This is a genomic window from Lysinibacillus sp. UBA6686, from assembly GCF_002455205.1.
Classification (GTDB): domain Bacteria; phylum Bacillota; class Bacilli; order Bacillales_A; family Planococcaceae; genus Lysinibacillus; species Lysinibacillus pakistanensis.
In genome coordinates this window covers 25,919-40,648 of sequence record NZ_DKJS01000001.1, presented here as the reverse complement: position 1 = coordinate 40,648, position 14,730 = coordinate 25,919, and the positions used below count along the sequence as shown (strand labels likewise).

Below are 14,730 nucleotides of genomic sequence, written 5' to 3'. Positions count from 1 at the left end.
AGGATTAGTCTTGCCATTTTGATTTGACAAATGCATCAATACGGCGGACTGCCTCTTCTAATAGTTCTAAAGATGTAGCATAAGATAATCGCATTGTAGTTGGTGCACCAAAGCCAGAGCCTGGAATGACTGCTACGTTTGCTTCTGTTAAAATAGCCGCAGCAAATGCATCTACTGAATCGTAGCCTGTATGAGCCATTGCCTCTGCTACGTCTGGTAATAAGTAGAATGCACCCTGTGGTTTTAACACATGGAAGCCAGGAATTGCACTTACCTGTGGATAGATTTTTTCAAGACGAGATTCGAAAGCTTGGCGCATTTCTTCTACTGTGTCCTGTGGTCCATTGTATGCCTCCACTGTTGCATATTGTGCAGTTGTTGTTGCGTTTGATGTAGAGTGTGATGCAAGATCAGTCATTGGTTTAATAATGTCTGCATTACCTGCCGCATACCCGATACGCCAGCCTGTCATAGAGTGAGATTTTGCTACACCGTTTACAACGATTGTACGTGCTTTCACTGCAGCAGAAAGTTGTGCAATTGAAAAATGCTCTATACCATTGTATACAAGCTTCTCATAAATTTCATCTGACACGATTAAAATATCCTTTTCTTCTGCAACCGCAGCAAGTTCTGCTAGCTCTTCACGAGAATAAATCATGCCTGATGGATTGCTAGGAGAGTTTATAATCACTGCTTTTGTTTTATCTGTTACTGCATCTCTTAATTGATCCGCTGTAATTTTATAGCCCTGCTCTCTTGTACCTTCAACGAAAACAGGCACTCCACCAGCTAGCTTTACTTGCTCAGGATAGGATACCCAATAAGGGATTGGAATGATGACTTCATCACCCTCGTTTAAAATAACTTGGAATAATGTGTAGAGAATATGCTTTGCACCAACACCAACAATGATTTCATTAGCCTTATATGTAAGGTTGTTGTCGCGTTGTAATTTATCAATAATTGCCTGCTTAAGTACTGGTAGTCCGCCAGCTGGTGTATATTTTGTAAAACCTTTCTCCATTGAGTCAATAGCAGCATTTAAAATATTTTGTGGCGTGTTAAAGTCTGGTTCACCAGCACCTAGACCAATGACATCAATCCCTTGCTCTTTTAATGCTTTAGCTTTTGCAGTAATGGCTAAAGTTGAAGATGGTGTTAAAGTTTTTACACGGTTTGCTAATAAATTTTTCATTCGGAATCTACTCCTCTTATAAATTCGTAATGCGCTTCCACCAATCGCCGTCCTCAAACATAATATAGACATAGTTGAGCTTATCGTGATCGTTTAGGTACGAAATTTCCCAAACAGCACCGGGCTCCTCATAGCCTAATTTCATATTGAGTACCTTTTGTACATTTCCTTCTTTTTTAAAAACCGATAATGCTTGCTTTTCGTTAATACCATCTTTCAAAAATACTTCCTGCATTGAATCAGCATCTAGATTCGTAGGAACAAAGACAGCTTTTTTATCACCATATTCGTCTACTCCAAATACAGTAACATACGAATGTTTGCCATTATATGTGTAGGACTCCGAAACGACTGCGAGGGCCTTGGCATCAAGTGCCAACTGTTCAGCCTTCTCTTCAATTGAACGGAACGGAGCCTCGGCTTTCCATAATACTAAAATACCTATGACAAGTGACAATGAAACCATAAAGACAGAAATGAAAATCAACCAGTTTTTCATTTATTCACCTTATGTTTCACATCTAGCTTATGCTTTAACTCGATTGCCTGATTTAGCATGTTAAAAGCTACGTAACCTTTCATTTTGCTCTCCATTTTGTCAACCTGCTTTCTTTCCTCATACCACAACATTATACAACAATTTTGTCCTGTCGTGTTTCTTAATTTCATATATTGTACGTTGCTAGAATAAGGTTTTCAAATGATTCGAATAGTTATTTTTATTTTTCGATTTTTGATAAAAAATGACAGCCTTTTCAACGTAAAAAATTCCTATTCACAAATCAAATAGGAATTAAAAATATTTATTGCAATCCATTAATAATACAGGTAGTCCGTCCATTTTTTTTAGCTCGGTATAAACATTGATCCGCATGCTCAAATAAAGTTTTAAAGTCATAATTTTTCTGATTATTGATACATGCACCCATGCTAACCTTTAATGTTTCACTTTCAGTATGTTGATGCAACGTCAATGTAAGTAAAAAGGTATGCAAATCTTGGAACAGTTTATTTACATACTCTTTCTGCTTATGACGAATACAAATGACAAATTCATCACCACCAAAGCGAATAATCTCCGCATCTTCTTTCTGTAAAAAATTACGTAGACCAGTCGCAAGAGTTTGTAAAACACGATCACCAAACAAGTGTCCATACGTATCGTTATACGATTTAAAATAATCAAGATCTAAAACAGCCAGACCAACAAATTTCCTGTTTATTTTTGCCTCATATAACCTTTCATTAATCTCAACATCAAGGAAATGCCGATTTAAAACACCCGTTAAAGGATCATAGAGTGCCTTTTTTTCAAGCTTTTCCTTATGGCGATTAAATTCTAAGTTCATCACCTGCTGTAGCAAATTATCTGCGCTCATTTTTTCAGAAAGCTCAATATATGCACGCTGCACTTCAAAAATTTCATCTCGCCAATTCAACTGATATAGTACATTTAAAAGCAAATGCATTACCTTCTTGGTTATAGCATTATCCCCATACGATTGTGCCAGCGCTATTGACTGTTTGTAATAATTCACTGCCTCTTTAAGACTATCTTGTTTTTCATATAAAAACCCATATCCAAACAAAGCAGCCACCCTTTCACGATTATGGTGCTGAATAATCGGTGAATTCAACGTACTGTCTAGTAAAGTCTGTGCTGTGTCAAAATCTCCCTCAAAAATATAAACATCAGCTAAATTATTATTAATACGAATATCATGTAACCTCGCTAATTCAGGTAGCTTCCTCAATAATTGCTGATTGTATTTTCTAGCCAGTAAACCAGCTTGTAGTGCTTCATCGTTGCAGCCTTTCTCAACCTCTAGATAACATAAATTATTATGACCCCGAACAAGCATAATTAAATCGTTAAGTTTATGTGCATAGTCAATCGATCTTTTTGTCATTTCGATTGTTTTTGCTCTAAAACCAACTGCATCATATAATAAAGACATGACAAGGTAATAATGCATGAAGTCTTTTGCAGTACCAAATTTTTGACAAGACGCTTCATATTCAGGAATAAGGCTCACCATACCTAATGTATTTCCTAGCGTGAAGTGTATTAATATCTTTTGATAATATAAATCCAGTCCATGTTGAAAATTTTTATTCTCTGCTGCTACTAATAGACCTTGTTCAGCAAGGGCTAATGCTTCTGTTAAAAGACCCCTTGTTCGCATTTCCATTATTGTTTTATTTAATTGTTCTAATGTTAGTTCCAACGTATCACCACTTCTCCAAACCCCAAATTAACTAATATATCCATTATAAAACAACTGTATCCTGTCGTCCGTACTTTTCAACATTTACAAAACTTTACCAATTGATAATTTATAGAATAGTAGAAAACATTCCTACAATCATGCATCAAGCAATTCGTTCTTCATCTACATGGCAATGATTATTTAACTTCCCTCACTATTCCTTGAAATCAACATCACACATCCATTATTGAAGTGTAGATATTTTTTCTTATTTGCACAAATTTTCTCCATTATTGTCCCAGTTGCCTATTGTTTTCACCCATATGATGAAGTAATTAGCTATCTAAAGTACTCAAAAAAGGGACGTGATGTTTTGACCATGAATATTAATCCTGCTGATCCAGCTACTATTCCAAAATTTGTTGATGAGCTACCAAAACCAAGCACTGCTAAACCAAAATATTATAGAGGTCAACAACGAAAAGATTATTATGAGTTACAAATGATACAGGCAGAGCATTGTTTTCATAAGGATTTCCCAAAATCCATCATTTGGGGCTATAACGGCCTTTATCCTGGCCCGACGATTGAAGCTAAAAAAGACAAAACAATTTACGTCAGATATAAAAATCTATTACCTACAAAGCATTTTCTACCAGTCGATTTTACGCTTCATGCTGCCAATGATTCCCAAGAGGTAAGAACAGTCACTCATTTACATGGCGCAAATGTAGATTGGGAAAGCGATGGTCATCCAGAAGCATGGTACACAAGAGACTATATGCATACGGGACCAAAATTCAATAAAGAAGTACATGAATATACAAATCATCAACCTGGTACAACAATGTGGTACCATGACCACGCAATGGCATTAACACGCTTAAATGTTTATGCAGGATTAGCGGGCTTTTATCTCTTGAGGGATGCCATTGAGGAGCGTTCTAATTTGCCCTGTGGTGACTACGAATATCCAATATTAATTCAAGATAAATCGTTTAATGAAGATGGTTCACTATTCTATCCTGATGAGCCACCATTTCCAGTTCCCGTCCATCCATCAATTACGCCTGGATTTGTGGGGAATACAATCGTTGTCAACGGTAAGGTATGGCCTTTTTTAAACGTCGAACCTCGTAAATATAGATTTCGTTTTCTAAATGGCTCCAATAGAAGAGGATATGTTATCAGCCTTTCAAATGGAGAACCAATGATTCAAATTGGGACAGATGGCGGTTTTTTAACAGCACCTCGAGAAATACAATCTGTTGAATTACTACCAGCTGAACGAACAGATGTCATTATTGATTTCTCTAAATGTGACGGTCAGGAAATACTATTAGTCAATTCTGATGAAGATTTCATCGATGAGCATACAAACGTTCTTATGCAATTCAAAGTTACTCTCCCTTTAAAATGTGAAGATACTAGTGAAATCCCAGAAATGCTTGCTGTTTCAATGGATTTGCACCCTCATCATGCACATATCGAGAGACAACTACCATTAACCGCTACAACGGATGAATTTGGTCGACCGATGCTTTTATTAAATAATCGGATGTACCATGATCCTGCCACAGAAAAACCTGCACTTGATAGCATAGAGATGTGGAGTTTTATTAATGCCACACCGTTCATCCATCCTATTCATTTGCATTTAATACAATTCAAAATAGTGGAACGACGTCCATTTGATTTAGAGCTGTATCAAAATGAAGGAAGGCTGGAATTTACAGGACCTCCCGAAGAACCTCGTGACTATGAACAAGGCTGGAAGGATACTGTCAAAGCAGATGCAGGAAAAGTGACGAAAATTATTATGCACTGGAAAGATCATATCGGTCATTATATGTGGCATTGTCATTTTCTTGAGCACGAAGATCATGATATGATGCGACCAATCCTTGTGATAAAGGATGTTCATCCTGTGCAGCAGCCTCATGCCGAAGCTGAAATAGAACATTCTCCATCTGAGCATCAGGAAACTGTTGCTACTATTGAAAACAGCAATCTGCAAACAACACCTCTCTTAAGTAATGCTTCAGGTCTTAGTCAAGCAACTGAGGATCGTCTTGAGGATGAAGATAAACAGACAATTGTTCATCAGGAAACAGATATACGTAAAATCCCTCAACCGATTTTCCCATCTGCTGAGGTTCAACCTCAGGAAAGAATGTCAACTAGGCCTAGGAGAAAATGGTACTAGCGAAACATTATTTTTGAAAGGTCTGGGACTAAACTGGTCAAAACTAAAAAGCGTAAGAAATCATTTTAGAAACGTTGATTTCTTGCGCTTTTCTGTCGTAAAATTTTTAAATATGGTTTAATGATTTTTTATTCTTTTGAAATAGGCTATAAAGTATAGGTACAATAAACAATGTTAAAAAAGTAGAAGTAAATAGTCCACCTATCACTACAACAGAAAGTGATTTTGATACCATACCCGTTTCATTCGAAATTGCCATGGGTATTAATGCTCCCATTGTAGCGATAGCTGTCATTAAAATAGGACGAATACGTATAACGCCTGCTTCCACTAAAGCTGATTGTTTGGTCATGCCACTTCTTTCAAATTGCTTCACCTTATCAATAAGTACAATTGCATTCGTTACAACAATCCCATTTAACATTAGTAAACCAATCATTGCAGGCATGCCGATGGGTTCCTTTACAATATAAAGACCTATTACTGCACCTATAACTGAGAACGGAATTGCAAACAAGATAACAAATGGCGCTTTTCCTTCCTTAAAGGTAAATACCAGTATCAAATATACTAAAAATATACTAATTCCTATGGCAATTGATAAATCCCTGAAACCATCATCCATTGAAGCTGATACACCTTCTTTATAATAGCTAATATTCTCAGGAAGCTGTAGTTTATTAATCATTTTATCTGCCTGAGCAGTTACATCTCCTACTTTTTCATCAGTAATGGTTCCATACACCATAATATATTCTTCACCATTAAGATGTGAAATGGAAGTGATATTATGAACTCTTTTTAGTTCTCCTATTTCATTCAGCATGACGGGAATTCCCATTGCATTACTGATTTGAACCTTTCCGAAATCTTTAAGCGAAGTCATCTCAGCCATTTTTAATCCCAGCTTCACTTCTTTAGTTTCATCAGCAGCTTGCATAGTTGTGACTACATCGCCATTAATGAGTGCTCGAAGATGTTGTGCAATCGTTGCTGGCATCATTTCTTTCTCGGTAAGTTTCGTATCATCCAAATCTACAATGATTTCAGGTACTTCCCCCTCTAAAGATGTTGTCACATTCTCCATACCTTGCACTTTCTTTAAAGCGTCTGTTATCTGTTCACTCGCTCTTTTTATTTCTTCTAAATTAGTACCATTTACTACTAACGTATATTTGTTTTCTGCCCCTCCAATAATTCCTCCAATACCTGATACCTTCATCTCCTTAGGTCCACTTATTGTTGTTAACTGTACTTGCAAATTACTAACATATTCATACAATTCCTTTACAGAATCATTGACTACAAAAGAAATCGTTGCATTTTTTGATTGCGGATCAATAACTGTATGTATAAGATTGATTTCCTTTTGATTTAATAATATATTTTCTACTTTACTAGCCACATCAGTTGCTTTTTCTAAGGAAGTTCCATTTTCCATTGTCAATTCAACCTTGAAATTGTTCACTTTCTCCTGTGGTAGAAAGGTTGTCCCTAGCTTGGGTGCAATGCTGACAGTAGTGCCTATTAAAATAATTAGCGCAGCAAATAATGTAATTAGACGGTGATGCAAGGTCCAGGTTAAACTTTTTCGATACCACTTTTGAAGGACATTCTCATGTGAGAGTTTGGGCTTAGTTTTTAATAAAAAGACCTTTGACAATATTGGTACAATAGTGATGGCAACCATTAAAGAAATTAACAATGAAATGACAATGGTCCATGCAAGTGGCTTGAAAAAACTGCCTACAATTCCTGGTACAAAAGCAAGTGGAAGAAAAACAGCAATGGTTGTTATGGTTGAGGAAGTTATCGCAGTTGCAACTTCACTTGTTGCTTGTTCAATTAATTCTTCGTCTCTTTCCTTTGATGCCCTTACTCTCCTAAATATATTTTCAATAACGACGATAGAATCATCTACAACTCGTCCAACTGCCACAGCAATCCCAGCAAGTGTCATAATATTTAATGTATATCCCATTGCTTTCAGCCAAAGAAAAGATGCAAAAATTGAAACTGGGATTGAGATGACGGCAATAATAGTCGAACGAATATTTTTTAAAAATAATAATGTGATGAGGATCGTCATGAATGCACCTAAAAAGACTTCACGGAGCATTGAATGAACGGATTGATTAATTTCAATCGATTGATCGTGCAAAATCTCCATTTTATAATCTTCTGGAATAGCTAAAGAATCCATTTCCTTCTTAACTTGATCAATAATTCCTACTACATCGGCACCACCCTCAGGAATAATACTGAAACTAACTCCCTCCTTGCCATTAATGCGTGTTATATTATTTGTATATTTACTTTCATCTGTTACTTCAGCTACTTCACCTAAAGTCTTTGCGGTAGTATATTCTCCTTCTTTCGTAAAAAGCTTTACATTTTTAATGTCCTCAATAGATGTAAGTGCACTATTAATTCTTACTGGTAAAATTTCATTTGAAATCGTAATATCTCCAGTTGGCACAGAAGGATTACTTGCTATAATTGCTTCTCGTACATCATTGAATGTAAAACCATTTGCTATTAATTTTTGCGGTAAAAGTCGTATAAATACAGATGTTTCTGTTGTTCCACTCCATTCTAAGTCACTTATACCCTCTATAACAGTCAATCGTGGGAGTATTGTGTCCTTTACAAACTTTTGAACTTCGTCGATTTTTTCTGGCGAATATATACCCATTGTGAAACTATTTGGATTTCCACCAGGTCTCGTTAATTCATATTGAGGTTCACCTGCTAATTTAGGCAGTTGTAAACTATCCACACTTCTCCTTACAAGCTGCTCTGCTTCCTTCATATCCATTGTCATATCAAATTCGATTGTTGAATAGACAGCATTCGTTACACCGTTCGTGTAAACATTTTTTCTTCCTTCAAGCTTGAGGAACGCTCTTTCCATTTGCTTTCCAATATCATTCATAGCTTGTTCTGGCGAGGCTCCCTGATAAGGAATAATTACTGTCAAATATGGAATATCGACGTTTGGGTACTTCTCCATATGTAAAGTTTTTAATGAATAAATCCCTCCTGCAATAAAAAGAGGTATGATTAATATCATTGTTAAAGCATTTTTCATAGTAAAACGGATAAATTGTTTCATATTACACCTTCCTAATTATGTAAAATCTTACTACTCCATTTGAATAACAGGTAACAATAAATCTAATTGTGTAAAATCATCACCTCGATACCACTCTAGAATGGATCGAGTAGGAACCCATTTATGTTGAAGTGCATATTGTAGTAATTTAATATAACCATCCTTAATCGTTGACATATGCTCTTTAAAGGGTAGTGCCAGACATATACAAGCAGGCATGTGTTCAATAAAATCACAATCTATATGTATATTTAAATTTGTGTCTACTGGAACTCCAAAGCCAATTTGAGCTTTAATTTCGTCTTGCCCTGATAAATAATTTAAATAGTAGCTTTTAATACGGATATTTAATTGTTTTAATTCATTTGCTCTTTGTGCAAAGCTTGCTCCAAATTTCCCTGTCGTCGATTTGGCTGTATACCAAATAATCTTTTCATCATTTTTATCAATTAAATAAATATCCTCTCGAATAGAATCACTTTCTAAATAACGCAAGCTAATATCCAATAAATCTCTTTTTCTCTTAATATGTTGAATCCATTTTTGCATCATCTCTTGACGAATCGCTTCATTCTGCTCCTGTAAATAAAGTTGAATTTCATTAATAGGAACATCCGCCAAACGCAAAGTGGATATTAATTTTACAGTTGCAATCTGGCTATCTGCATACACACGATAGCCATTTAGGCTCCTTTCCTCTGGCAGTAATAAATTTTTGGTTTCATAAAAGCGTAGAGTGCTTTTGGCTATACCTGTTCTTTCAGAGAACTCTTGAATGGTCATATATTTTTTCACATCATCACACCTCTCATTTCCAATGGTAAACCTTCAACCAACTTGAAGGTCAAGCCTTTCTCCAAGATTTGTTTTTCATGTCGTTGAGGTAATAAAAAAGTCCCTTCTATATAAGGGACCCAAAAAAGTTAATTATTTCTCTCTTCAAATCGTAATATTCTGTTGGTTGCTAAAGCCAGGATCACCATGAATACACCAATCATTAAAATTGGAACATAGATTTTACTACTAAATACCTCAAATAATAAACCATACAATAATTGCCCAATTGGTGCCATACATTGTGAAACGGCAATAATAATTGCCATAACCTTCCCTAAATTTTCATTGGGTGTTTCTTTTTGGACAACTGTAATAACATAAATAGAAATAACTGTCATAATCATAGCTATCAAAAGGGTGCTGATGACAAAAACAATATAAGAAGGATAATAGCCAATCGTAAGCATAATAGGCATAACTGAAATGGCCATTGGAACAATCAATAAGGCTGTGATGAAAATCCAAACATACAAATTACTGATACCCATTTTTTTTGCAAAGTATCCCATCGATAAAGCCCCTAAAATAGTAGCAAAATCGATTAATCCCATTGCTATTCCATATAACGTATCACTACTTTGCATTGTGACCCGGAGAATTATTGGTACACCTACAACAAACAATGGGGTTAATAATAAATTTAATAATGCTGCTAAAATCATACATTTGAAGATAAAAGATTGCTTTATTACATAGCTAAAGCCCTCTTTCAAATCATTGATAAGTGTTGGGATAATATGTCCGTCCTGTTGTCGTTGATTAAATGGAATGGTAATAAACATCTCTAACAGGGCAGATAGAAAAAAGAGCACTCCACTCATGATGACAAGCACCTTTAAGCCAATCATGCCGTATAATATTCCACCTAGCACAGGAGCCGCTACACCCGACAATGCTTGAATCCCATTGACAATGCCATTTGCTTGCTCAAGCTTCTCTTCTTCTACAAGTACAGGGATACTAGCCATAACTGCTGGGGTGTACATGGCACTTACAAGTGAAAGTAACACCATGACGATACCGATAAAGACGATAGAACTATTATCACTTATAAGCCAAAATAAAAAAATAAACACGATTACACTACTGACAAAATCAAATAGTACCATTAAATTACGTCGATTGAATCTGTCAGCAATAGCTCCTCCAAGTGGTGCAAGTAAAATCGGGATACTTGAAATTGCAAATAGTACAGCAAAAAGATCTGCACGACCTGTAATATCTAATACATAAAGTGAAAGAGCAAACCTTAAAAGAGCAGATCCTAAAATTGAAATAATTTGTCCAACCACCATTAGGTTAAAATCTTTTGAAAAGCCTTTTCTTGTTATTTGAGATTCCATTTAAATAACCCCTTTCCTGTGCTTAATGGATGTTAAATCATTCAGCCATCACTCGTATTTCAATTTTCAGTGAACGTTATAGACCGACTGTCGGTTTATGAATATTATATGGTATCTCTCCAAAAAAAGGAACCTCTTTATTTATTATTTCTTTATTGTAATAATTAAGAAGTGGTAATTTCGTACACTTATTGTAGCTTCATTACAATTCATTTCATATTCAGTTCATAAACAGATGCTATAGTAAAAGCCATAGAACACTGAAGGAGGCTTATTTCTTTGCAAGAAACATCAAAAGATACTACTAAAAAACAAGATTGGCGACGTTTTATACAATTAGTAAAACGAGCTGAACCACCTATTTGGCTGCTAGTTATTGCCTTAATTATGAGTTTAGCTACAACGGGTGTAGGCTTTATCGTCCCCTTATTTACAAAACAGTTAGTGGATGGCTTTTCATTAGAGTCGCTTAATTATTGGCAAATCATTTTACTGGGTATTGCCTTTATCGCACAGGCTATTGCTAGTGGATTATCCATCTATTATTTAAACCGAGTTGGACAACATGTTGTGGCAAAATTACGGGATCAACTTTGGCGCAAGCTGCTTCATTTACCAATCCCCTATTATGATGAACACGATACTGGTGAAACATTAAGCCGTGTTACCAATGATACAGCGGTCGTGAAGGAGCTTATTACGGAGCATCTAGCAAACTGCTTATCTGGTGTTATTTCCATCATCGGCTCTATCATCATTCTCTTATTCTTAGATTGGAAAATGACGCTGGTCATGCTAATCGCTGTTCCACTGGCGATGGTTATTTTAATGTTGCTTGGTAAACGCATGTTTGCGATTTCAAAGGGTATGCAAGATGAGACAGCGAAGTTTACATCCGTGCTGAACCAAGTTTTACCTGAAACACGCTTAGTTAAGGCATCGAATGCGGAGCAAATTGAATATGAGCGTGGAAAAAAGGGCATTACGAATCTCTTTACCTTTGGCTTAAAAGAAGCAAAAATTCATGCGCTTATTTCGCCATTAATTTCATTTGTTCTGATGTCAGTACTTGTCGCTATTATTGGATACGGTGGTGTTCGTGTATCCTCTGGGGAACTAACTGCTGGCGATATGGTGGCATTTATTTTATATTTAATCCAAATCATTATGCCTATGACCCAATTAACTATGTTCTTTACGCAACTTCAAAAGGCTATGGGAGCTACGGAACGAATTAGCGAGTTACTTGAACATGAAGAAGAACATATTGAGAACGGCTTAACAGTAGAAAAAGTAGATCAACCGATTTATGTCAAAAATGTGGACTTCTCTTATGATGAGGAACCAATTTTGTCCAATATTAACTTTACCATTGAGCCAGGCAAAGTAACGGCCATCGTTGGACCAAGTGGTGGAGGAAAAACAACAACATTTTCTCTCTTAGAGCGATATTATCAGCCAACTAGCGGCAGTATTACACTAGGAGATACACCAATTGAAACTTTCTCACTCCACTCTTGGCGCAGTCAAATTGGCTATGTGGCGCAGGAAAGTGCCCTACTGTCAGGAACGATTCGTGACAATATTTGCTACGGTGTTGACCGTGAGGTGCAGGATGATGAGCTAGAAAAAGTGGCTAAAATGGCCTATGCTGATCACTTTATAAATGATCTGCCAGATAAGTTTAACACAGAGGTTGGAGAACGAGGAATCAAGCTTTCCGGTGGGCAACGTCAGCGTATTTCCATTGCAAGAGCCCTGTTACGGAACCCGCAAATTTTAATGCTAGATGAAGCAACATCTAGTTTAGATAGCAAGTCAGAGATTTATGTACAGAAAGCGTTAGACAATTTAATGCAAGGTCGCACAACATTAGTTATAGCTCACCGTCTATCAACAGTGGTAGATGCCGATCAAATATTATTTATAGAGAAAGGACATATTACAGGCTGTGGTACACATGAAACGCTCTTTGAAACACATGCAATGTATCGTGAGTTTGCGAAGCAGCAATTACGAATTAAAGAGGAATGACGAAGGGATATGTTTTGATGACAAAACTATTAGTGGTGGATGATGATGGATATATTCGAGAATTAGTAAAAGTATTTTTACAAAATGAAGGTTTAGTGGTTATAGAAGCTACGGACGGTGTTGATGCACTGTCCAAGTTAGCCGCTGAAAAAGTGGATATGGTCGTGATGGATATTATGATGCCAAACATGGATGGCTGGACACTATGTGAGGAAATACGTTCATTCGATACAGATCTCCCTATCCTCATGCTCACAGCTAAAGGAGAAACGTCTCAAAAGGTCAAGGGCTTTCAATTGGGGACAGATGACTATCTCGTAAAGCCATTTGAGCCTGCTGAGCTAATTGTCCGTGTAAAGTCGATATTAAAAAGATATCGTATTTCGGTCTCACAGATTGTAGAAGCTGGCAATGTCAAACTTAATCGTCAGACACATGAAGTCGATTGGAACGGAGAAATTATAATACTTCGATTAAAGGAGTTCGAGCTATTATTTACGCTAGCGAGCCATGTAGGTAAAACCTTTTCACGCGAACAATTAATTGAAAAAATTTGGGGCTATGACTATGAGGGAGATGAACGGACAGTCGATGTCCATATTAAAAGAATACGCGAACGTTTTCCACAAGAAATGAGCGGCTTTATCATTCGCACCATTCGTGGTCTTGGCTATCGCTTGGAACTAACCACATGAGAAAACGCAGATTCCTATTCAAGTTGATCATGGTCCTTTGCCTGTTCCTCATGGCAAATACTGTATTTGCTTTTCTTGCCTATCATGCAACGACATGGCTTTATGGTCGATTAGGTGCAGAACCTCAAGGATTTTGGCTACAGTTAGGAACAGTGATAGGTGTATTTGTGCTCTTTGCCTGTTCAGCCGCTATTATCTTTTTAATCGGATTAAATCGAAAACGAAACTATTGGGATACAATTGTGGATGCATTAAGTCGCATGGCAAAAGGTGATTTTGATGTCCAATTAGATTTAAAAGCAGATGAAGAAGATCAATTTGGGCAATTAATTCATGGCATCAATCATATGGCCGTGGAATTAGGCGAACTTGAAAGAATGCGTCAAGAGTTCATTTCAAACGTTTCCCATGAAATACAGTCACCTTTAACATCTATTAATGGCTTTGCAAAGGCACTTAAAAATATTAATCTGCCTGAAGAAAAGCGTCGACACTACTTAGAAATCATTGAATTAGAAAGTAATCGCTTATCAAAAATTAGTGATAATTTGCTTAAGCTTACTTCTCTAGAATCACAACATCATCCATTCGAGGCGAAAAATTATCGACTTGATAAACAATTACGCAATGTTGTACTGGCACTTGAGCCTAATTGGATAATGAAACAACTCGACTTTGATCTTCAACTTGATAATATAAGCATTACGGCAGACGAGGATTTGCTAAATCAAGTATGGATGAATTTGCTAACGAATAGCATTAAATTTACCCCTGACTGCGGTACAATCACTTTATCGATGACACAGCAGTTGGATACAATTACAGTTATTATTCAAGATACAGGCATCGGTTTATCCGAAGAACAGCTAATCCATATTTTTGAGCGATTTTATAAGGCCGATCAATCGCGAACAGCTACAAATGGCGGTAGCGGCTTAGGGTTGGCTATTGTTAAAAAAATTATTGAAATGCACCATGGTACCATTGCTGTAAAGAGCAAGCTTGCTGAATTTACAACCTTTAACATAACATTACCTATCGACAGTACACAAACTCGTGCAAACGACTAAGCACGTCTGCACGAGATAATTT

The 14,730-nt window shown here is 36.5% G+C and carries 10 protein-coding genes; 4 read left to right on the top strand and 6 right to left on the bottom strand.

Annotated features, from left to right (window positions below; genetic code table 11):
* Positions 1 to 4: 4 nt before the first annotated feature.
* From B2R82_RS00195 to B2R82_RS00185, 3 genes are all read right to left on the bottom strand, one after another.
* Complete coding sequence (locus B2R82_RS00195) at positions 5 to 1,198, bottom strand: pyridoxal phosphate-dependent aminotransferase (RefSeq protein ID WP_286922950.1); 1,194 nt, start codon at positions 1,196 to 1,198, stop codon at positions 5 to 7.
* A 16-nt stretch (positions 1,199 to 1,214) separates the two neighbouring features.
* Positions 1,215 to 1,697: a DUF5590 domain-containing protein gene (locus B2R82_RS00190; protein WP_286922949.1), complete on the bottom strand. Its 483-nt coding sequence runs from the start codon at positions 1,695 to 1,697 to the stop codon at positions 1,215 to 1,217.
* 304 nt (positions 1,698 to 2,001) lie between these two features.
* The gene (locus tag B2R82_RS00185; protein WP_286922948.1) at positions 2,002 to 3,426 is read right to left on the bottom strand and encodes a tetratricopeptide repeat-containing diguanylate cyclase; all 1,425 of its coding nucleotides are present in this window, start codon (positions 3,424 to 3,426) and stop codon (positions 2,002 to 2,004) included.
* A gap of 361 nt (positions 3,427 to 3,787) precedes the next feature.
* Here B2R82_RS00185 and B2R82_RS00180 point away from each other — a divergent pair, with 361 nt between their 5' ends.
* A complete protein-coding gene (locus tag B2R82_RS00180; protein WP_286922992.1) occupies positions 3,788 to 5,614 on the top strand; it encodes a multicopper oxidase family protein in 1,827 nt (608 codons plus the stop codon).
* A 106-nt stretch (positions 5,615 to 5,720) separates the two neighbouring features.
* Here B2R82_RS00180 and B2R82_RS00175 read toward each other — a convergent pair whose 3' ends face one another.
* The 3 genes from B2R82_RS00175 to B2R82_RS00165 form a co-directional block, all read right to left on the bottom strand.
* Positions 5,721 to 8,729 (bottom strand): efflux RND transporter permease subunit, encoded by a 3,009-nt coding sequence (locus B2R82_RS00175; RefSeq protein WP_286922947.1) that lies wholly within the window; start codon positions 8,727 to 8,729, stop codon positions 5,721 to 5,723.
* 30 nt (positions 8,730 to 8,759) lie between these two features.
* Positions 8,760 to 9,524, bottom strand: coding sequence for a MerR family transcriptional regulator (locus tag B2R82_RS00170; protein ID WP_286922946.1), 765 nt, complete (start codon positions 9,522 to 9,524; stop codon positions 8,760 to 8,762).
* Between the two features lie 128 nt (positions 9,525 to 9,652).
* Complete coding sequence (locus B2R82_RS00165; protein WP_286922945.1) at positions 9,653 to 10,909, bottom strand: MFS transporter; 1,257 nt, start codon at positions 10,907 to 10,909, stop codon at positions 9,653 to 9,655.
* A 279-nt stretch (positions 10,910 to 11,188) separates the two neighbouring features.
* Between B2R82_RS00165 and B2R82_RS00160 the strand changes: the two genes are divergently transcribed.
* Genes B2R82_RS00160 through B2R82_RS00150 form a run of 3 tightly spaced genes read left to right on the top strand, consistent with a single transcriptional unit; the run spans position 11,189 to position 14,708 of the window.
* Positions 11,189 to 12,943 carry an ABC transporter ATP-binding protein gene (locus tag B2R82_RS00160; RefSeq protein ID WP_286922944.1) on the top strand — a complete coding sequence of 585 codons (1,755 nt, stop codon included), beginning with the start codon at positions 11,189 to 11,191 and terminating at the stop codon, positions 12,941 to 12,943.
* Positions 12,944 to 12,960: 17 nt separating this feature from the next.
* Positions 12,961 to 13,638 carry a response regulator transcription factor gene (locus B2R82_RS00155; protein ID WP_286922943.1) on the top strand — a complete coding sequence of 226 codons (678 nt, stop codon included), beginning with the start codon at positions 12,961 to 12,963 and terminating at the stop codon, positions 13,636 to 13,638.
* A complete protein-coding gene (locus B2R82_RS00150; protein ID WP_376781191.1) occupies positions 13,635 to 14,708 on the top strand; it encodes a sensor histidine kinase in 1,074 nt (357 codons plus the stop codon). The genes B2R82_RS00155 and B2R82_RS00150 overlap by 4 nt, the downstream gene beginning before the upstream one ends.
* Positions 14,709 to 14,730: the final 22 nt, after the last annotated feature.